This is a genomic window from Paenibacillus sp. FSL K6-2441, assembly GCF_037964765.1.
In the GTDB taxonomy this organism is placed as follows: domain Bacteria; phylum Bacillota; class Bacilli; order Paenibacillales; family Paenibacillaceae; genus Fontibacillus; species Fontibacillus phoenicis.
The window spans coordinates 1,968,705-1,987,859 of the sequence record NZ_CP150174.1 but is presented as its reverse complement, the minus strand read 5'-3'; the positions used below and the strand labels follow the sequence as shown (position 1 = coordinate 1,987,859).

19 protein-coding genes are annotated in these 19,155 nt (G+C 52.9%); 1 reads left to right on the top strand and 18 read right to left on the bottom strand.

Annotated features, from left to right (window positions below; translation table 11 throughout):
- Window positions 1–3: 3 nt before the first annotated feature.
- The 10 genes from fliE to sucC all read right to left on the bottom strand — a co-directional run bounded on the left by fliE (window position 4) and on the right by sucC (window position 10,712).
- On the bottom strand, window positions 4–267 hold the full coding sequence (gene fliE / locus NSQ80_RS08925) for a flagellar hook-basal body complex protein FliE (protein WP_232282207.1): 264 nt from the start codon (window positions 265–267) through the stop codon (window positions 4–6).
- A gap of 89 nt (window positions 268–356) precedes the next feature.
- Window positions 357–806 (bottom strand): flagellar basal body rod protein FlgC, encoded by a 450-nt coding sequence (gene flgC / locus NSQ80_RS08920; RefSeq protein ID WP_009223000.1) that lies wholly within the window; start codon window positions 804–806, stop codon window positions 357–359.
- A 6-nt stretch (window positions 807–812) separates the two neighbouring features.
- The gene (gene flgB, locus NSQ80_RS08915) at window positions 813–1,220 is read right to left on the bottom strand and encodes a flagellar basal body rod protein FlgB (protein WP_009222999.1); all 408 of its coding nucleotides are present in this window, start codon (window positions 1,218–1,220) and stop codon (window positions 813–815) included.
- Between the two features lie 392 nt (window positions 1,221–1,612).
- Complete coding sequence (hslU, locus tag NSQ80_RS08910) at window positions 1,613–3,016, bottom strand: ATP-dependent protease ATPase subunit HslU (protein ID WP_339302071.1); 1,404 nt, start codon at window positions 3,014–3,016, stop codon at window positions 1,613–1,615.
- Window positions 3,017–3,051: 35 nt separating this feature from the next.
- Window positions 3,052–3,594 carry an ATP-dependent protease subunit HslV gene (gene hslV, locus NSQ80_RS08905; RefSeq protein WP_009222997.1) on the bottom strand — a complete coding sequence of 181 codons (543 nt, stop codon included), beginning with the start codon at window positions 3,592–3,594 and terminating at the stop codon, window positions 3,052–3,054.
- Window positions 3,595–3,780: 186 nt separating this feature from the next.
- Window positions 3,781–5,103, bottom strand: a complete 1,323-nt coding sequence (trmFO, locus tag NSQ80_RS08900) for an FADH(2)-oxidizing methylenetetrahydrofolate--tRNA-(uracil(54)-C(5))-methyltransferase TrmFO (protein ID WP_339302070.1) — start codon at window positions 5,101–5,103, stop codon at window positions 3,781–3,783.
- A gap of 68 nt (window positions 5,104–5,171) precedes the next feature.
- A complete protein-coding gene (topA, locus tag NSQ80_RS08895; RefSeq protein WP_339302069.1) occupies window positions 5,172–7,271 on the bottom strand; it encodes a type I DNA topoisomerase in 2,100 nt (699 codons plus the stop codon).
- 109 nt (window positions 7,272–7,380) lie between these two features.
- A complete protein-coding gene (gene dprA / locus NSQ80_RS08890; protein ID WP_028539394.1) occupies window positions 7,381–8,469 on the bottom strand; it encodes a DNA-processing protein DprA in 1,089 nt (362 codons plus the stop codon).
- A gap of 98 nt (window positions 8,470–8,567) precedes the next feature.
- On the bottom strand, window positions 8,568–9,497 hold the full coding sequence (sucD, locus tag NSQ80_RS08885) for a succinate--CoA ligase subunit alpha (RefSeq protein ID WP_028539395.1): 930 nt from the start codon (window positions 9,495–9,497) through the stop codon (window positions 8,568–8,570).
- Window positions 9,498–9,551: 54 nt separating this feature from the next.
- Window positions 9,552–10,712: an ADP-forming succinate--CoA ligase subunit beta gene (sucC, locus tag NSQ80_RS08880; RefSeq protein WP_028539396.1), complete on the bottom strand. Its 1,161-nt coding sequence runs from the start codon at window positions 10,710–10,712 to the stop codon at window positions 9,552–9,554.
- A gap of 562 nt (window positions 10,713–11,274) precedes the next feature.
- Here sucC and NSQ80_RS08875 point away from each other — a divergent pair.
- On the top strand, window positions 11,275–12,894 hold the full coding sequence (locus NSQ80_RS08875) for a YifB family Mg chelatase-like AAA ATPase (protein WP_316010549.1): 1,620 nt from the start codon (window positions 11,275–11,277) through the stop codon (window positions 12,892–12,894).
- A 12-nt stretch (window positions 12,895–12,906) separates the two neighbouring features.
- Here NSQ80_RS08875 and NSQ80_RS08870 read toward each other — a convergent pair whose 3' ends face one another.
- From NSQ80_RS08870 to NSQ80_RS08835, 8 genes are all read right to left on the bottom strand, one after another.
- Complete coding sequence (locus NSQ80_RS08870) at window positions 12,907–13,299, bottom strand: YraN family protein (protein ID WP_339302068.1); 393 nt, start codon at window positions 13,297–13,299, stop codon at window positions 12,907–12,909.
- A complete protein-coding gene (locus tag NSQ80_RS08865; RefSeq protein WP_339302067.1) occupies window positions 13,292–13,597 on the bottom strand; it encodes an EscU/YscU/HrcU family type III secretion system export apparatus switch protein in 306 nt (101 codons plus the stop codon). The genes NSQ80_RS08870 and NSQ80_RS08865 overlap by 8 nt, the downstream gene beginning before the upstream one ends.
- On the bottom strand, window positions 13,594–15,579 hold the full coding sequence (locus NSQ80_RS08860) for a flagellar hook-length control protein FliK (protein ID WP_339302066.1): 1,986 nt from the start codon (window positions 15,577–15,579) through the stop codon (window positions 13,594–13,596). Before NSQ80_RS08860 ends, NSQ80_RS08865 begins: the two co-directional genes overlap by 4 nt.
- Window positions 15,580–15,650: 71 nt before the next feature.
- Window positions 15,651–16,271 (bottom strand): ribonuclease HII, encoded by a 621-nt coding sequence (locus NSQ80_RS08855; RefSeq protein WP_339302065.1) that lies wholly within the window; start codon window positions 16,269–16,271, stop codon window positions 15,651–15,653.
- A gap of 246 nt (window positions 16,272–16,517) precedes the next feature.
- Window positions 16,518–17,381 (bottom strand): ribosome biogenesis GTPase YlqF, encoded by an 864-nt coding sequence (gene ylqF / locus NSQ80_RS08850; protein WP_009222986.1) that lies wholly within the window; start codon window positions 17,379–17,381, stop codon window positions 16,518–16,520.
- 68 nt (window positions 17,382–17,449) lie between these two features.
- Window positions 17,450–18,064 (bottom strand): signal peptidase I, encoded by a 615-nt coding sequence (gene lepB / locus NSQ80_RS08845; RefSeq protein ID WP_028537779.1) that lies wholly within the window; start codon window positions 18,062–18,064, stop codon window positions 17,450–17,452.
- A gap of 173 nt (window positions 18,065–18,237) precedes the next feature.
- The gene (gene rplS, locus NSQ80_RS08840; protein WP_009222984.1) at window positions 18,238–18,582 is read right to left on the bottom strand and encodes a 50S ribosomal protein L19; all 345 of its coding nucleotides are present in this window, start codon (window positions 18,580–18,582) and stop codon (window positions 18,238–18,240) included.
- 242 nt (window positions 18,583–18,824) lie between these two features.
- The gene (locus NSQ80_RS08835) at window positions 18,825–19,085 is read right to left on the bottom strand and encodes a hypothetical protein (RefSeq protein WP_085169016.1); all 261 of its coding nucleotides are present in this window, start codon (window positions 19,083–19,085) and stop codon (window positions 18,825–18,827) included.
- Window positions 19,086–19,155 lie beyond the last annotated feature (70 nt).

Here is a 19,155-nt window from a genome sequence, read left to right as displayed (position 1 = left end):
TCCTTAAATTTGCGTACGCATAATCTCTTGGTAAGCTTCGATCACTTTATTCCGGACTTGCGTAGTCAACTGCAAACTTAACAAGGCTTGCTCCGAGGCGATCATCATCTCGTCGGCACTTACTTTTCCTAACAGGAACTGGTTGTTCACTTGTTGGGCATTGGCTTCCTGAGCAGCGACTCCTTCCAGTGCATCGTTTAGATAGGAGCTAAATTGCTTTATCGCTTGCGCAGGCGTGAGGTTCTGTTCATTACCGGACGTCTGCATTCCGGTTAGCGGCTTCAAGGAGTCAAAACTCATTCTCTCGATCAACGTGCAACACTCCCAATCACAAATTATGTAAGTCTACTTTTGGTCTATTTCCCGATTTGCAAGGCTTTGGTAAACATCGCCTTACTGGCGTTAAGCGCCGTTACGTTTGCTTCATAAGAGCGAGTTGCCGAAATCATATCTACCATTTCTTTCAAAATATCAACATTAGGCATATAGACATACCCTTCGCTGTCCGCATCAGGATGGGTCGGATTGTAAACCGGTTTAAGCGGTGAGGGGTCCTCTTGAATTTTGGTAATTTTCACCCCTTGACTGCTCACTTCCTTACCCATTACTGAATTCAAGGCACTGTCGAAATCCATTTCCTTGGGTGCCATGACCACCGTTTTGCGCCGGTAAGGAACGGCCTTGCCGTCTACAATCTTAGCCCGGGTTGTTTCAGCATTCGCGATATTGGAGGAAATCACATCCATGCGAAGACGCTGTGCGGTTAAGGCGGAAGAACTAATCCCAAAACTATCACTGATATTCAAGTCCGATTATCTCCCTTCCACGACAGTGCGTTTCATTTTGATTAAATAGTTCAATTGTTCGATGTACGCATTGTATCTCAGCTGATTTTCGGCAAGTTTGGTCATTTCACTGTCGATATCGACATTATTCTGGTTGTTGTTCATTGCCGTACTCTGATCCACACTTACCACCGGCTCGGGAACCTCCGTCGTTGGTCCTATAACGAAATGCCTCACGTCCGTTCTTCTCCCTTGGAGTGCCGGCATATTACCGTTCATTTCCGCTTGCAGCATGCTTTCAAAGGACACGCTGGAGCGCTTAAAGTAAGGGGTGTCTACGTTCGCAATATTGTTAGCGATAACCCCTTGCCGGAGATTTGCGGCCTGGATGGCAGTCTCAAGCCTGTCAAATCCCAGTCCGTTCAACAACTGCACTTTAATTCCCCCCTTAGGCTCATTTGATCTTAATCATTAATGATTCTACAAACAATAAATAAATCCTCTTTTTTTGACAATTTTTTGCTAATTATGTCTTTCTTTTTGTCTTTCTAACGTCCTAACATGAAATTTGTTTAATAATGTCATATATCCTAAGTTTCATGGAGATTCGACATATTTACAATAAGAAAAAAGCCCTATCTTTCGATACTTTATCTCGTTTTTTGGTCAAAAATGAAATTTTTACATAATCATCGCCATTATCCAACAAAATCCAATAAGAAAGACCACCCGCCATTACGGCAAAGTGGCCTAATTTTCGTCAAAATTGTGAAAAACGGATTAGGTCCTTGAAAAACAAGGCCCTAACCCCACGTTCATGAATCTTTCTACAAAATAAATTGACTGAGGTCTCGATCCTGGGCAATATTTCCTAATTTCTCCCGCACATATTCCGGAGTAATGACCATTTTATCCAACGTCAGTTCCGGTGCTTCAAAGGAGAGATCCTCCAGGAGCTTCTCAAGGATCGTATGCAAGCGTCTGGCACCGATATTCTCGGTATTTGCATTCACCATGGCTGCAATACGAGCGATTTCATGGATTGCAGCGTCCGAGAATTCGATTTCCAGATCCTCTGTACGCAGCAATTCAATATACTGTTTCGTCAAGGCGTTCTCCGGTTCCGTTAAGATCGACACAAAGTCCTCCAGCGATAAACTGTCTAGCTCGACCCGGATCGGGAACCGCCCTTGAAGTTCAGGAATTAAGTCAGATGGCTTGGCAATATGGAAAGCTCCTGCCGCAATAAACAAAATATAATCTGTTTTGATGGGACCGTATTTTGTCATCACCGTCGAGCCTTCCACAATCGGCAAAATATCGCGTTGTACGCCTTCACGTGAGACGTCGGGACCCGAGCCCTGTCCCCGGCTGGCAACTTTATCGATTTCATCGATAAAGATGATCCCGGATTGCTCTGCCCGCGTGATCGCTTCCTGAATCAAATCATCCTGGTCGATCAGCTTCGCCGCCTCCTCCTGCGTCAACACTTTACGGGCTTCCTTGACCGTCAGCTTCCGCTTCTTGGTCCGTTTCGGCAAGAGACTGCCAAACATTTCCTGCATGTTCATGCCAAGCTGGTCGTTGCCCTGACCGGCAAACATATCCATCATCGTTGGCGTGTTGTCCTCAACTTCAACTTCCACGATGTCGTTCTCCATCTGACCGGACAACAATTTAAAGCGCACCTGACGCCGGCGCTCGGTCAGCGTACTGTCTTCCTCCGGCTGCTCCTGAGCGGTGGAGCCTGCTCCGTTAGCGCCCCCAAACAACATCTCGAACGGGTTACGAACGCCTTTGGCTTTATTTTCGGAAGGGACCAAGATCTGAACCAGACGTTCATTCGCAAGCTCCTCCGCTTTATCCTTCACCCTCTCGGTACGCTCGAGCTTGACGGTCCGGATCGCCGTTTCGATGAGATCACGTACCATCGACTCAACGTCCCGGCCTACATAACCAACTTCAGTGAATTTCGTGGCTTCCACCTTTACAAAAGGAGCACCAACCAGCTTGGCGAGACGACGAGCAATTTCCGTCTTCCCCACCCCGGTCGGCCCGATCATCAGGATGTTTTTAGGTACAATTTCATCCTGAACCTCCTCCGGGAGCAAGCTGCGCCGGTAACGGTTCCGTAGTGCAACAGCAACCGATTTTTTCGCTTGTTTCTGTCCTACGATGTATTTATCCAGTTCGGCTACGATTTGTCTTGGCGTTAAATTTTTTTCGGTCATGATTCGTCCCCCTGACACGATAGTATCAACGATACTCAAAGCTCCTCAACAATAATGTTGTTGTTCGTATATACGCAGATTTCCGAAGCGATCTGCAAGGATTCGCGGGCGATATCCTTCGCCTCCAACCCTGTAGCATGGCGTTTGAGCGCCCGCGCAGCCGACAGAGCAAAGTTCCCCCCTGACCCGATCGCCAGCACATCATCATCCGGTTCAATAATTTCCCCGCCGCCGGAAATCAGCAGCATCCCGGTTTTGTCCATGACGATCATCAAAGCCTCCAGCTTGCGCAACACGCGGTCCTGGCGCCAATCTTTGGCCAGTTCAACCGCTGCCCGCTGCAGGTTCCCCGAATGCTCTTCCAGTTTCCCCTCAAATTTCTCAAATAACGTGATGGCATCGGCGACCGAACCGGCAAAACCCGCAACCACTTGACCGCGGTACAACCGGCGGACTTTCTTGGCCGTTTGCTTCATCACGACGTTCTGACCAAACGTGACTTGCCCGTCACCGGCAATGGCGCCTTTGCCATTGTGGCGTACAGCGCAAATCGTTGTAGCGTGAAAAGATAGCTCCATGTGTTTGTTCGCCTTCCTCTCTTGTATGTTCTCAGCCCTTACGTTTTTCATCAATTCGAATTTACGCAGGAGGGACTGAGGCAATGGGTTCGTTTACTACGTATGATAATGGGCCAGTTCTATCATATGAACGTCCTTGATTTCAGCATAACCCGTTTACCCCCTAGATTGCAAAAAAACGGTGGATTAACCCAACCGTTCTTCTGCCATAAAGGATCGCAAGCTATTCAGCGCGCGCTGCGCGAGCGCTTCGTTTTTCTCTGCTTTTTTGCGGTAGCGGGTATCCAGCTTCGGAAACAGACCAAAGTTGGCGTTCATCGGCTGGAAGTGTTCGAAGTCTGCGGTGGTGATGTAACGCGCCATACTGCCCAGCGTTGTGTCCGCAGGGAAGACGATGCCCTCCTGGCCTGCGGCAGCTCGGGCTGCGTTAATCCCCGCAATCAGACCGGAAGCAGCGGACTCGACGTAACCTTCGACACCAGTCATCTGACCCGCGAAGAAGAGCGACGGCCGTGCCTTCAACTGATACGTTGGCATGAGCAGCTTCGGCGAGTTGATAAAGGTGTTACGGTGCATCACGCCGTACCGGACGAACTCGGCATTCTCCAGACCTGGAATCATCGAGAAGACGCGCTTCTGCTCGCCCCATTTCAAATGGGTCTGGAAGCCTACCAAATTGTACAACGTGCCGGCTGCATTATCCTGACGCAGCTGCACCACAGCATACGGGAGCTTGCCGGTGTGCGGGTTGACGAGACCAACCGGCTTCATCGGCCCAAACAGGGCCGTCTGCTTGCCGCGCCGCATCATCACCTCGATCGGCATACAGCCTTCGAAGTAAATCTCCTTCTCGAAGTCTTTCAGCTGAGCTACCTCCGCATGAATTAACGCATCATAGAAAGCGTCGAACTCCTCCTCCGTCATCGGGCAGTTCAAGTAGGCTGCTTCACCTTTGTCGTACCTGGAAGCCAGGTACACTTTGCTCATATCAATCGAATCTTTCTCCACAATCGGAGCGGCAGCATCATAAAAGTAAAAATAGTCCTCGCCGGTCAACTGCTTAATTTGCTCTGAAAGGGCAGGAGATGTCAGCGGCCCGGTGGCAATCACGACAATCCCGTCCTGCGGGATCTCCTTGATTTCCTCATTCACCACTTCAATCAATGGATGCTCTCTCAGCGTCCGGGTGATCTCCCCCGAGAACCCGTCCCGGTCAACGGCGAGCGCGCCGCCGGCCGGTACCGCATTGCGATCCGCCGCTCCCAGCACCAGCGAGTTTAGCATTCGCATCTCTTCTTTGAGAACGCCAACGGCGTTCGTTAACCCGTTGGCTCGCAAAGAGTTACTGCAGACCAACTCGGCAAATTTATCGGTATGATGCGCCGGCGTCTTCACAACCGGGCGCATTTCGTACAACACCACGGGGATGCCGCGGCTCGCGATTTGCCATGCCGCTTCACTGCCGGCCAATCCCGCGCCGATGACCGTTACTTTATTCGTCATGTTCATGTCCCCCTACTAAATCTCATGCTGAATTTCTTAGCTGTCTCAGAACCCGCACAAACGGCGGGCTCAACTTATTCATCTGTTTCGTCGTTTTCTTCAATGGCTTCTACGTAGTCACAGGAGGTACATTGCAGCTTCCCGCCTTGCTTATTTCGCTTCTCTACGAGCATTGAACCACATTTTGGACAAGGCTTTGGTGAAGGCTTATCCCACGAAACAAAATCGCATTCCGGATAACGGTCGCAGCCATAGAAGACCCGTCCCTTTTTACTCCGGCGTTCGACCACATGCCCTTCCTTACATTTCGGACAGGTGACACCGATGTCCTTAACGATCGGTTTCGTATTCCGGCATTCCGGGAACCCCGAGCAAGCCAAAAACTTCCCGAAACGTCCCAATTTATAGACCATCGGTCTTCCGCATTTTTCACAAATCTCATCGGAGACTTCGTCTTCGATTTCGACTTCCTTCATTTCCTCTTCGGCAACCCGAAGACGTTTCTCAAACGATTTATAAAACTCGCTCAGCACTCTTACCCAATCCTCGGAGCCTTCCTCAACATGGTCCAGGTCCTCCTCCATATGGGCGGTAAACTCCACATCGAGGATTTCCGGGAAGAATTGCTCCGTCTGTTCGATGAGAAGCTCGCCTAACTCGGTAGGGACGAACTTCTTGTCCTCAATCGCCACGTAGCCGCGCTTTTGAATGGTTTCTAGGGTTGGCGCGTACGTACTAGGGCGTCCAATGCCGAGCTCCTCCAGTGTTTTGACCAAACGCGCCTCCGTATAACGAGGCGGGGGTTGGGTAAAATGCTGCTTCGGTTCGATCGACTCTTTCGCCAGCTCTTCCCCTTTCTCCAGGGGCGGTAAAAACTTGTCGTCCTCATTGGCATTTCCATCGTCGTTACCTTCCACATACACCTTCATAAAGCCAGGGAAGCGGATCTTCGACCCAACCGCACGGAACGTCGCTTCGCCGGCGGCAATATCCACCGACATCGTGTCCAGCACGGCAGACGTCATTTGGCTGGCCATAAAACGGTCCCAAATCAATTTATACAGCCGATACTGATCACGGGTAGTAAACTCTTTCACCGATTCCGGATCACGCATCGACGATGTCGGACGGATCGCTTCATGAGCATCCTGGGCACTAGCGGCTTTCTTGGAATACTGCCGCGGCGTTTCAGGGGCGTAAGCTTCACCGAATTTCTCCAGGATATATTGCTTTGCTTCCTCTTGGGCTGAAGTGGCGATCCGCGTCGAGTCTGTACGCATGTAAGTGATCAGACCGACGGTCCCTTCTTTGCCGAGGTCAACCCCCTCATACAGCTGCTGGGCGATCGACATCGTTTTGGCTGCCCGGAAATTCAGCTTGCGCGCAGCCTCCTGCTGTAGGGAGCTGGTTGTAAACGGCGCCGCCGGATGGCGGAGACGTTCCTTCTCCTTCACATCGACCACGCTGAATTTGGCCTTCTCGATCGATTTCAGAATTTCCTGTACCTGCTGTTCGTTCTTTAGCTCGATCTTCTCACCTTTGTACTGGTGAAACTTCGCTTCGAACGAAGAGGCTCCCGTCTTCAGCTTCGCCGTAATACTCCAGTATTCTTCCGGAACAAATTCAGAGATTTCGTTCTCCCGGTCCAAGATGATTTTCACCGCTACGGATTGCACGCGGCCAAATGACAACCCTTTTTTGATCTTCTTCCACAGCAGCGGGCTGACTTTATAACCAACCAGCCGATCCAAAATCCGTCTGGCTTGCTGCGCGTTCACCAGATCCATATTGATGGGGCGCGGATTTTTGAAGGCGTCTCTAACCGCTTGCTTCGTAATTTCATTAAATACGACGCGGCATGTATCCTTCTCATCCACGTCCAGCACATGGGCCAGATGCCAGGCAATCGCTTCTCCTTCGCGATCGGGGTCGGCTGCCAGATAGATTTTTTTTACTTTTTTGCTGGCATCCTTTAATTCTTTTAATACAGAACCCTTCCCACGGATTGTAATATACTTCGGACTGAAGTCGTTCTCTACTTCAACCCCAATTTGGCTCTTGGGCAAATCGCGAACATGACCCATTGAGGCTTTCACGATGTATTTGCTGCCTAAGTATTTGCCAATCGTTTTCGCCTTGGCAGGCGATTCCACGATGACGAGTGAATCCGCCACAGGTTCGTCCTCCTCTCAAACAATACGAAACTCTAAAACTGGTGTTCCTTGTATTCAGGTAAAATACTCATATAGTCATATATTCAAGCCACTCTCGGTTAGGAATGGACTATATTAGCTGGTATACTGAGCCGGGGAGTTGAACCGCCGTTTTTTTCATGATTAAAGATAACAGAACTGAATGTAAATGTCCAAAATCCCACCCGGTTTGTACGAGCAGATCATCAAAACTCGTGATGCCCTGCTCCAACATATGGTATATGCGGCGCTCCTCATCTGTCAACTTGTTTCCTGTTACCGCTTCCTTTTTCGTCTCCTCCGCGACAGGCAATAAGGCCTGATATTCCTCCCAAATATCCTTGGCTTCGGTGACGAGTTTGGCTCCCTGCTTCAAAAGCGACAGGGTTCCCTGACTCTTCGGCGACGTAATTGGCCCAGGGACTGCAAACAGGTCACGATTCGCATCCAGCGTCTCATCCGCCGTGATCAAGGACCCGCTGCGAGCGTCGGCCTCTACAACCACCGTACCATAAGAAATTCCCGCAATGATCCGATTGCGCTGCGGGAACATCCCAGGGTGACCAGGGGTACCGATCGGATATTCCGAGATGACCAGCCCTTGCTCGGCGATTCGTCGATACATGGAGGCATGCTCCGGTGGATAAGCTACGTCAATCGCCGTACCTAATACGGCGATGGTACTTCCTCCTGCCTGTAAAGCCGCTTCATGGCAAACCCCGTCAATCCCGCGGGCCATCCCGCTCACAATCGTTACTCCGAAGGAGCTAAGGTCAGCGGCTAAGGCGGCTCCTACCTTTCGACCATAGGCGGTTGGCGTCCGCGTACCTACCATCGCGATATTAAGACCGTTCAGCAACCTAGTATCACCCAGTGAATACAAAACCCATGGCGGCTGAGCGGTCTCCTTCATTAAAATAGGATACTCCAAATCCAGCCTTGTAATCACCTGTATCCCTTTACCTTCATACTGTTCCATTTGGGCCTCAATCCAGTCCCATGTGAACCGCTCCGACAGCCGAAGTGACAGCCCTGGGCCCAGTCCCCGCTTCCTCCAATCCGCTGCCGTAAACTCGATGGCATGCTCCCAGTCCTCATCATATGCAACGATTTGCTGCAGCGTTTTCCAGCCTACCCCGGGGAATTCATGTAATCCCGCGAGTACCCATTTCTTCTCCACAACGAATCCCTCCTTGAAAAATAAAAAAAGCAACCTCCTCGAGCCATGTATGGCTAAGAAGGTTGCTTACCTTTGGGTATGATTATATCAAAAATAGCTTATCGTGTCGTGCACAATTCTAAAAGGCCGCGTTCTTCCAGAACACTGACCAGTGTTGCGCCCATCTCCGATGGGGTCGGCGCGACTTTAATGCCGCAGGACTCCAGCTTCGCGATTTTTTCCTTCGCCGTTCCTTTCCCGCCGGAAATAATCGCACCGGCATGACCCATCCGTTTCCCTGGAGGAGCCGTCACACCGCCGATAAAGCCGACGACAGGCTTCGTCATATTTTTTTGGATCCATTCGGCGGCTTCTTCTTCAGCGGTTCCGCCGATTTCCCCGATCATGATCACGGCATGCGTGTTGTCATCGTCATTAAACCGGCGCAAAATATCAATAAACTCCGAGCCCTTCACCGGATCGCCGCCGATACCAACCGCCGAAGATTGTCCGATGCCGCGAGTCGTCAATTGATGCACCGCTTCATACGTCAACGTGCCGCTGCGCGACACGACGCCGACATGACCAGGCAAATGGATATAGCCCGGCATAATGCCAATTTTGCATTCGCCTGGAGTAATGACGCCTGGGCAGTTTGGACCGATCAGCACGGTCTTTTTCCCTTCCATATAACGCTTCACCTTCACCATATCGAGGACCGGAATTCCCTCGGTGATGCAGATGACCAGATCCAATTCCGCTTCTACGGCTTCCAGGATCGAATCGGCTGCAAATGCCGGCGGTACGTAAATCACGCTGGCAGTAGCCCCCGTCGCTTCCTTCGCTTCGCGAACCGTGTTGAACACCGGCAGGCTGACGGTTTCGCCGTTCTCCAACGTAATATCTACCTTCGTGCCGCCTTTGCCTGGAGACGTTCCCCCGACCATTTGCGTGCCGTAGTCAAGCGCTCCTTTGGCGTGGAACAATGCGGTTTTCCCGGTAATTCCCTGGGTGATGACCTTCGTATTCTTATCGACCAAAATACTCATATTTCGAGCCTCCCCTTATGGATAGGTGATTGCAATGTGAGGTACCACTCTAAATTACGAAACGAGCGAAACGATCTTCTGAGCGCCATCTGCCATCGAGTCGGCCGAAACAATTGCCAGACCCGATTCAGCAAGAATCTGCTTGCCAAGATCAACGTTCGTACCCTCAAGGCGCACAACGAGCGGACGGTCCAAACCAACCTGCTTCGCGGCTTCCACGATCCCTGAAGCAATCACATCGCATTTCATGATGCCGCCAAAAATATTTACAAAAATCCCTTTCACCTTAGCGTCCGACAAAATAATTTTAAAGGCTTCCGTGACCTTCTCTGCCGTCGCACCTCCCCCAACATCGAGGAAGTTCGCCGGGTCTCCGCCATAATATTTAATGATGTCCATCGTCGCCATCGCCAGACCGGCCCCGTTCACCATGCAGCCGATGTTCCCATCAAGCGCAATGTAGCTGAGGTCGTACTTCGAAGCTTCAATCTCCTTCTCGTCCTCTTCTTCCAAGTCACGCAACGCCAAAATGTCCTTATGACGGAACAGCGCATTGGAATCGAAATTCAGCTTCGCATCCAGCGCCAGGACGTTGCCATCTCCAGTGACGACAAGCGGATTAATCTCCGCGATGGAGCAATCTTTGTCCACAAAAGCTTCATACAAAGCCATCATAAATTGCGTGGCTTTGCCTACTAGTTCATTTGGAATATTAATGGAGTAAGCCAATCTGCGGGCCTGGAACGACGTCAAGCCAATAGCCGGATCAATCACTTCTTTGAAAATTTTCTCCGGAGTTGCGGCTGCCACTTCTTCAATTTCCGTCCCGCCTTCCTCAGAGGCCATCATCGTCACGCGGCCTGTACCACGGTCCACGACAACGCCAACGTAATACTCCTTCTTGATATCGCAGCCTTGCTCGATTAAGAGGCGTTTAACCTCTTTCCCCTCTGGTCCCGTTTGATGGGTGACCAGTACCTTGCCGAGGAGTTCCTGAGCATAGGTTCTCACCTCATCCAAGCTTTTGGCCACTTTGACGCCGCCGGCTTTACCGCGGCCCCCGGCATGAATTTGCGCCTTGACCACGACAACCGAGGTCCCCAGCGCTTGAGCCGCTTCGACAGCTTCCTCGACCGTAAACGCCACGCGTCCTTCAGGAACGGCCACACCGTACTGCTTTAGGACTTCTTTTCCTTGATACTCATGGATATTCATGCGTAAAATCCTCCTATCAACAGGCGGTATTTTAGAGGGTCCAAAACCTGCGGCTTGTGGTCCCCCTTCTCGAAAATATCAGCTGAAACCCAGATTATTGTACCACTTTTTTGAAACGCTTTCCTCAAAAAGTTCATCATTTATACACAACTTTTTTATATCATTTTCATCTCAAAGTGAGATGAATACTTGACGCAGCTGGGGAGAAAGTCCGAAGTTCTATAAACCGCTTTCAAAGTATCAAGGAGTTGCAGGGTCAAGAAAAATTCATGCGAATCGGTTTAGCTTAACAACGACATATTTTTCACATGCATCTCATCATGAGATGAATTTCGACGAACATCAGCAATTTCTTGAAATATTGTAAGTTGTGAAAAAATTGCTTGTCAGTTTTCTTCTCTCTTCCATCCGATTGGAACCCAAACCCTCAACTTGACAATCATTAACGTTCGTCCTAGAATACGTGTAGCTAAATGAATAGGGAAAATAAGGAAGCACCTTTTTCCAATTCGGACCTTGCCGAAGCAAGGCACAAATCGATAGGAATGAGGTGTTTTTTGTTATGTACGGTAAATTGCACAGCGCGTGTTTGTACGGGATTGACGGTGTAATCATCGAGGTCGAGGTTGATTTATCCAGCGGCATTCCGCAAACGAACATCGTCGGATTGCCAGATTCGGCCGTTCGCGAAGCGATTGACCGGGTCCGGGCAGCAATCAAAAACTGCGGCTATCGCTTTCCGCTTCAGCGCGTAACGATTAATCTAGCGCCGGCGGACCTGCGCAAGGAAGGCTCGGCCTTCGATCTGGCCATTGCACTGGCGATATTAGCGGCTAGTGACCAGGTGAGATTGCCGCCGGAGGAGCGCTTGTTGATCATCGGAGAGCTGTCGCTGGACGGCACGCTGCGTCCGGTACCCGGCGTTCTGTCCATGGTGGATCGGGCACGACGCGACGGCTTCACAGCCGTGCTGCTCCCGCAGAATAATGCCGAAGAAGCACTGCTGCTTGGCGGCATTCGAGTCTATGCGCTCAGTCATTTGCGCGAGCTTGCTCCTCCTTCTCCCGAAGCCAAGGACCCAGAGGCTGCCCATGCGTTGCCATTGCACTCCACCCACGAGCAAGATGGGCAGGCTCCGCTTATCCTTCAAACATTAAACCATCTTGAGAAAAAGACGGAAGGCCCGGGGACAGCGGCACCGCTTCCTCCCCTGCTCGACTACAGCGATGTAATTGGTCAGCGGCAAATTAAGCGGGCGCTGGTCATCGCCGCCGCCGGGTTCCATAATATCGTGCTGATCGGGCCGCCCGGCACCGGTAAGACGATGCTGGTACAGCGATTGCCATCCATCCTGCCGCCCTTAACGCTGGAAGAATCGTTAGAGGTTACGAAAATCTACAGCTCTGCCGGTAAGTTGAACGACTCCGGGCAAGGGCTGATCCAGCGCCGTCCCTTCCGCTCGCCGCACCATACGATATCTGCCGGCGGCCTGATTGGAGGAGGTGGGATCCCGAAGCCGGGGGAAGTGAGCCTCGCTCACCATGGCGTATTGTTTCTTGACGAGCTGCCGGAGTTTTCGAGGAATGTGCTGGAGGTACTGCGTCAGCCGCTGGAAGATCGCGTCGTCACCATCAGCCGCTCCCGGGCTTCGTTCACGTTCCCTGCTCATTTCCTGCTAGCCGGGTCGTTAAATCCGTGTCCGTGCGGCTACCTCGGGGCCGAACCTCCGCTGCCCGCCTGCACCTGCTCGCCTTGGCGAATCGCCCAATACCGCGAAAAAATATCCGGCCCTTTATTGGACCGGATTGATATGCAGGTGGAGGTGCCTCGCCCGCAGCGTTGGCAGGACGATCCGCAGCCGCTGGATTCCGCGGCGATGCGGGAGCAAGTGATGGCAGCCGAACGGATTCAACAGGAACGCTATCGCGGCTGCCGGATCTCCCGGAACAGCGAGCTGTCCGGCAGCCTGCTGCGTCGATTTGCCCCGCTAGACCGTGATGCGACCAAGCTGCTGCAGGATTGTTTTGCCACGCTGGGGCTGAGCATGCGGGCGTATGACCGGATCATTAAACTGTCCCGAACAATTGCCGATCTGGAAGGAGAAGCTGATATCCGCGCCGAGCATGTCGCCGAAGCGATCCAATACCGGCAGCTGGACCGGCGGCATGAAGTTGCGGGATGAAGCTCCTCGCCGTCAGAAAGCGGCTAGAATATGCTCCAGCGCGATCGTATCGCCATACCCAAACGTTACCGCGATGACATCAAAGCGAAGGTTGGCGTCCGATTGACCCGTACGATGCAAATAAACCGCGGCTGTATCACGAACCTGCTTGATTTTGCGGGCATTCACCGATTCCGCCGGCGTGCCGAAAGCCGCAGCCTGCTGGCTGCGGCTTCGGACTTCTACGATCACGAGAACGTCTCGCTTCCTGGCAATGATGTCGAGTTCTCCGCTGCGGCAGCGCCAATTTCGCTCAAGAATCGTGTATCCCTGTGAAATCAGATGCTCGCAAGCGGCCTGTTCCGCTTTCCGGCCGCGTTCTTTGCGGCCATCTCCTCTTCGCCCATTGATGCCAAGGTTACTCAAAGAACAACCCTCTTTCCACCATTTTATCCGATCGATAAATAAAGGTCAGAATTTCGGCAACCAGGTCATACAGTTCGGTGGGAATCTGTTGATCCAGATCCAGCTTGGACAACACCTCAACCAACGCAGCATCTTCCTGGATTGGGATCCCGTGCTCCAGTGCCGCGTCGAGGATCCGGTCGGCGATAAGCCCCTTGCCTTTGGCCACAACGACCGGGGCCTCTCCCTGGCCGGGATCGTATTTCAAGGCGACCGCTTTTTTGAAAGCCAAGCTGGGCGCTTGCGGTTTCTCCTTCATACGCGGTAATCCACTCCTTTGTATACGCTAGGCGCATAAGACATCGGCTGGCTGAAATCCGCTTCGTTGCTTTCCTCCCCCTCCGGCTTGATCAAAGGCTCCGCCTTGAGCGACAAGAGCCGATAGCCCGCCTTCTCCAACGCCGTACTCACTTCTTCCTGGCGGGATTCCAAAAAGGCTCCGGTCGTTTCCTTTTCGCTGTAGATTTTGAGCAGCACCTTCTTGTCGGCGACCTGTACGTCGACCATGATTTGCCCCAGCGTCTTCATCTGCAAATCGAACCATAACCGGCAATTGGCCGGATCCAGTTCGCCTTTGCGTCCGCGCCGCGACTCGATGTGCACGGCGGCGGTTTGCCGTCCGTCCGGACCGATCAAGGGCAGGAACATCGTCACCTGCGCAAACGGCGCGGTCCGGTCGGTATTGAGCAGCAGCTGCTGCCCGGTCAGCTGCTGTACGAGCTGGCGCGCCGCCTCCTGGAGCGGCGCGGGCAGCTCGTCTGAGGCCATCACCTGCAGGAGAAGGCCTTTCAGCGTCTCGTGCGCAGCCGTGCTCGCCGCCGTCACGTTGCTGCCGCTGCGCACGGCTGCGGCTGTGGCTTCGGCGCCAAGCGGCTGCGCTTTCCCGGGCGGGAGCTCCGCCTCGCCCGGGGCCGCTCCGCCCGCCGCTGCCGCATGGCGCAGCGGCGCTGGCGCCGCCTCCGGCGCGGCCGCAGGCCCGCTGCCGGGCACCTGGCCGCCGGGCGCCTCCGCGCCCCCGGCGGCGGCCCGCGCCGAAGCGCCGGCCGCCGGCGCGGTCGCGCGCAGCGCCTGCTGCTCGTGCTCCGCACCGAGCAGCTTCAGCACGCGCCCCACCCACGGCTCCGCCGCGAGGGTGGGGCGCGTGCGTGCCGCCGGCGAAGGCCCTGCGGGCCCTTCGCCTTGCGGCGCGGCCGCCGCCGGGCCCTTGCCATCGGCGGCGGCGCCTCCTGCCGGGCCGGCCATAGCGCGGCCCGGCAGGTCCGTGCCCTCCGGAAGCACGGACGATTGCAGCTCCGCCAGCACCGCTTGCAGCTTCGCGACCAGCGCTCCGCCCGGTGCACTTGCGGCTTGCTGTCCCTGCAGCCCCGGCTGCGGGGATTGCGGCCCGCCCGAGGCAACCGCAAAAGCGCCCTGCCGGGCTAACTGCACCAACCCAGCTGCCTGATTTGGCTGGGCTCCTCCGCCGCTCGGCAGCGTCCCTGCTTGTGCTGCTCCCCAGGCGGCCGTCCCGGCATTCGACCCGGGCGCTGGAGAAGCGGTGCCCCCCGCAAGCAAGGGGGATGCCGTTTGCCCCGTCTGAGCCGATGAGCCAGCCGCCGAGCCTGAGCCGGTATGTCCTCCGTTTCCGGTCATGTCCGGCCCCGCTTGGCGCAAAAAGCCGGCGATCTGCTCCTCCAGCGAGGACAGCAGGACGTGCAGCGGAGGTCCAAAAACAGCTTGGTGCAACCCCGCTACCGTTTCACCGGTGATCGGAAGCCCCCGTCCAAAAGCAATGCCGGCCGCCTGAATCCACTCCGACAGCGGCACTCCAGCCGGCTTTAGCCCGGAGACCTGCTGCAGGAGCGACAAATTTTCCCGCGTTAACGGAATTCCGCTTTTCTGCATCATCTGCAGGAATTCCCGGTTCGCCGGCGTATTCTCAAGTCCCAGCGATTCGAGCGCCTTAGCAAGAGAAGCGGGAGACAGGACGGTCCCCGGGTCCGAGGAAATTGGCTTCAAGACCGCTAAACCGTCCTTCGATTCCGGCTGCACCTGCAGAAGCGTTGTTTCCCCCGGGCGCATCGGCGTCTCTAAGGCAGCGTGAAGCTTCACGCCCTGGACCTGAATGACGGCCACTTGCCCATCGTCAGAGACGGACAAGACCGTGCCGCGGACCACCTGCCCCGTCTTGAGTTCCAGCGATTTCGGCTCCCCGGAACGAACGTCCCCCATCAAACTGCGCAGCAGCGGTCCGATATTCATAAGCTCCCCCCTTTGATTTCGTTTAGGATATGGAAAACCCGCCTCGATCGAGAGCGGGTAAGGAATGCCAGTTAAAACAACGTTTGTTCTTCCACGAACAAATTGCGCATAAAGCTCTTGCGATGCATCGGCGTTGGCCCCAATGCAAGTAGCTGTTCGCGGTGCAGCTTGGTTGCATAACCTTTATGTACGGCGATTCCGTATTCGGGATAACGTGCATCCCATTCGCCCTGGCACAAACGGTCCCGAGTCACCTTGGCAACGATCGAAGCGGCCGCGATCGACTGACTGGTGGCATCCCCTTTGATCACTGAAAGTTGGGGAATGGGCACATCCACCTTCTCTGCATCGATGAGCAGAAAATCCGGCTGAATCGTCAGCTGCTCGACCGCCTGCTTCATCGCCCGCCTTGTTGCCTGCTTAATATTGATTTGGTCAATTGTAGCCGCATCCACAAATCCGATCCCCACGGCAATCGCCTGCTCCATAATGAGATCAAACAGCTTCTCCCGCTTCTTGGCGCTTAATTTCTTCGAATCGTTCACATCTTCCAGCACGAGTCCTTGCGGCAAAATGACCGCAGCGGCAACCACATCTCCAAACAAGCAGCCTCTGCCCACTTCATCGATCCCCGCAATATGCGAATATCCCGCTTGCCAATACTCGCGCTCATATTTTAATAAATCTTCCATAATGCCTCCCTTTACTCGCGAAACTCCCCCCGTGGTGAGCTGTTCTATGTTGTTCTCTTTCTCTAGATGCGAAAATGAGGGTTCCACGCCTGGAGCGCATCCATCATCCTATCGGTTTCATCTATGTTTTACGATGCTTCCCTTATTTTATCGGCAATCCTATTTCGATTCTACAGCCTTTCGCTAAAAAAACAAGCCGCCGACAATCTGAAGTAGAAACTTCAAACTGCCAGCGGCATGCATTTATTAATAGGGGGATTCTAACGAATATCGGCCCAGCTTGCCGGCTCTCAATTCGCGAAGCAATATCCCCGATGCTTTCTCCAAATCCACGCGTCCACCGCTGATAAGGCAACCGCGTTTTCGCCCCACTGCTTCCATGATCGCAACGATTTCGTCCGGATCGTCGAAGTCTCTCGGCGGTTGATCCAGTTCAAACCGTTCTTTGAACGGTTCCCAGTAATACCGAACTAAATATTTTACGGCAAAAAAAGCGATGTCTTCCACATTCAAAATCTCTTCGCGGATCGCTCCGGTTACAGCCAGTCGGTAGCCGACGTTCTGATCTTCAAACTTCGGCCACAAAATGCCCGGCGTGTCGAGCAACTCCATCTCCGTCCCTACCTTAATCCATTGCTGACCTTTAGTGACGCCGGGTCTGTCGCCGGTCGCCGCAATTTTACGACCCGCTAAACCATTAATCAGCGTGGATTTCCCGACATTTGGGATTCCGACAATTAAAGCGCGAACCGCCCGAGGTTTGATACCTTTGGCGATTTGCTTCTCGATCCGCTCCTTCAGCAGCTCCTTGGCCAAGCGGGGAATTTCCTTTAGGCCTTGCCCGCTTGCCGCGTCGGCTTCAACGGCCAGATGCCCTTCTTCCTTAAAATAAGCGATCCACTGCCGCGTCACCGCAGGATCGGCCAAATCGGATTTATTCAAAACAATCAAGCGCGGCTTGCCTTGCAAAATCTCATCGATCATCGGATTTCGGCTCGACAGAGGCAACCTCGCGTCAAGGAGCTCGATGACCACATCGATCAGCTTCAGCTTCTCTTGGATTTGCCGGCGTGCCTTGGTCATGTGGCCGGGAAACCATTGAATTGTCATATACCTTCACCTCACTGTCCCAAGAACGCGCCTTCTCTCACGTTTCTCCCATTCTACTTTCCCAGCATCTAGTGCCGGATCAACTTCAGGTCCGACAGCGGCCAGAACACCAAATCTGCCCGACCTACGATGTCTTTATATGGTACGTAACCGATCCGTCGGCTGTCCGTACTATTCGAGCGGTTATCCCCCAGTACAAATACGTATCCTTCCGGCACCGTTCCATCCGGAACCAGCTCGTTCGGAAAATTCGCCTCCGTATTGTACAGCTCGTTATTATTATGCTTCTCTACCACAACATCTTTAATGTATGTTTCATCTACAACCTTCCCGTTGACCGTCACCGTATCCCCTTCCACTTGGACGGTATCTCCAGGGACGCCGATGACCCGTTTGATGAAATCCCGGCCTTCCGACGGAACGTGGAAAACAATGACTTCACCGTGTTTTGGAGCGCGGATATCGTAAATGATCTTGTTAACGATGATCCGTTCCCCCGTATGAAAGTTTGGTTGCATCGACGGGCCGTCGACAATAAACGGAGCAAAGAAAAGCCAACGAATCAGGAGAACCAACACAATGGCGATGGCGATAGCTTTCAGCCACTCCAACGCCTCGCTTTTTTCCTTCTTGCCCGCAGGCGGCGTTTGCACCGCTCCTGGCCCGTCTGGCGACTGCTCCACCCGTCCGGAAGACGGCGAAACCTCCGGATAACCCTGACGTTCATGCTTCTCCATGGATCGTGACCTCTCCTTATCTCATAAAATATGTACTGGAGGTAGTGAATCTCGAAACTTCCCGAAGAAAAAGCAAAGGGGCTTGATTGGATACAAGCCCCCTCTTCGTTAACGGAAAATTAACGACGTACTTCTTTAATTCTCGCTGCTTTACCGCGAAGTTCACGAAGATAATACAACTTCGCACGACGCACTTTACCACGGCGAGCCACTTCGATTTTATCGATTTTCGGGGAATGAAGCGGGAAAGTTCTTTCCACGCCTACACCGTTCGAAATTTTACGAACCGTAAAAGTTTCGCTAATTCCGCCGCCACGACGCTTAATCACAACACCTTCGAACAATTGGACACGTTCACGAGATCCCTCGATAACCTTAACGTACACTTTCAAAGTGTCACCAGGACGAAAGCTCGGAATATCCTTGCGAAGCTGTTCTTGCGTAATCGCTTGTACGATATTCATCTAGGACTCCCTCCTTCCACTCAGGTGTTCATGCCTCTTCCAAAGAACCTCTTGTTCTTCTTCATCATCCGCAGCGGACCACCGAATTCACAACAAATTGAATTGTACCATAATCTCATAGGCTTCGCAAGAAAAATATAAGGTTAACAAGGCAAGGGTTATCAGGGGATATCCTTAAATTTATCCTATCCGAATTTGAACAAAAAAATGCCTCCAATCCCTTGGAGGCGAACGTTTTAACCTTAAATTAAAGCAATCGCCAAGAGCGTAAACAGGCTCAGCGTCAAAATTTCGTCGGCCGCTCCATAAGGACCGTACCCGTAGCCACCATAGTAGGGCGGATAAAATGCCGAGATTTGAGCCCGGCCTTTTCCCGATTTTTTTAAATATACGTTGTACCGGTCAACCTTCACAATCGTGCCTTCGTGTACAGCCCCATCACGGGTTAAAATCCGAACACGCTTCCCCATGCATTGTAAGCAATTATAATATATCTCTTCCATTCCCTTGTTCCCCTTCCTTATGCAAGCTAATGCATAGTATGAGAACAGTGGACGAACGGTATGGGCGACT

Excerpts from the sequence above, each read along its gene's own strand:
- hslV (WP_009222997.1), bottom strand. The coding sequence starts at position 3,594 with ATGGAGCTATCTTTTCACGCTACAACGATTTGCGCTGTACGCCACAAT.
- ylqF (WP_009222986.1), bottom strand. The coding sequence starts at position 17,381 with ATGACAATTCAATGGTTTCCCGGCCACATGACCAAGGCACGCCGGCAA.
- NSQ80_RS08860 (WP_339302066.1), bottom strand. The coding sequence starts at position 15,579 with ATGAATATCGGACCGCTGCTGCGCAGTTTGATGGGGGACGTTCGTTCC.
- trmFO (WP_339302070.1), bottom strand. The coding sequence starts at position 5,103 with ATGAACATGACGAATAAAGTAACGGTCATCGGCGCGGGATTGGCCGGC.
- NSQ80_RS08855 (WP_339302065.1), bottom strand. The coding sequence starts at position 16,271 with ATGGAAGATTTATTAAAATATGAGCGCGAGTATTGGCAAGCGGGATAT.
- NSQ80_RS08865 (WP_339302067.1), bottom strand. The coding sequence starts at position 13,597 with ATGAAGGAGAAACCGCAAGCGCCCAGCTTGGCTTTCAAAAAAGCGGTC.
- sucC (WP_028539396.1), bottom strand. The coding sequence starts at position 10,712 with ATGAATATCCATGAGTATCAAGGAAAAGAAGTCCTAAAGCAGTACGGT.
- NSQ80_RS08835 (WP_085169016.1), bottom strand. The coding sequence starts at position 19,085 with ATGGAAGAGATATATTATAATTGCTTACAATGCATGGGGAAGCGTGTT.
- rplS (WP_009222984.1), bottom strand. The coding sequence starts at position 18,582 with ATGAATATCGTACAAGCGATTACGCAAGAACAGCTTCGCAAGGATATT.
- fliE (WP_232282207.1), bottom strand. The coding sequence starts at position 267 with ATGCAGACGTCCGGTAATGAACAGAACCTCACGCCTGCGCAAGCGATA.
- sucD (WP_028539395.1), bottom strand. The coding sequence starts at position 9,497 with ATGAGTATTTTGGTCGATAAGAATACGAAGGTCATCACCCAGGGAATT.
- NSQ80_RS08875 (WP_316010549.1), top strand. The coding sequence starts at position 11,275 with ATGTACGGTAAATTGCACAGCGCGTGTTTGTACGGGATTGACGGTGTA.
- hslU (WP_339302071.1), bottom strand. The coding sequence starts at position 3,016 with ATGACCGAAAAAAATTTAACGCCAAGACAAATCGTAGCCGAACTGGAT.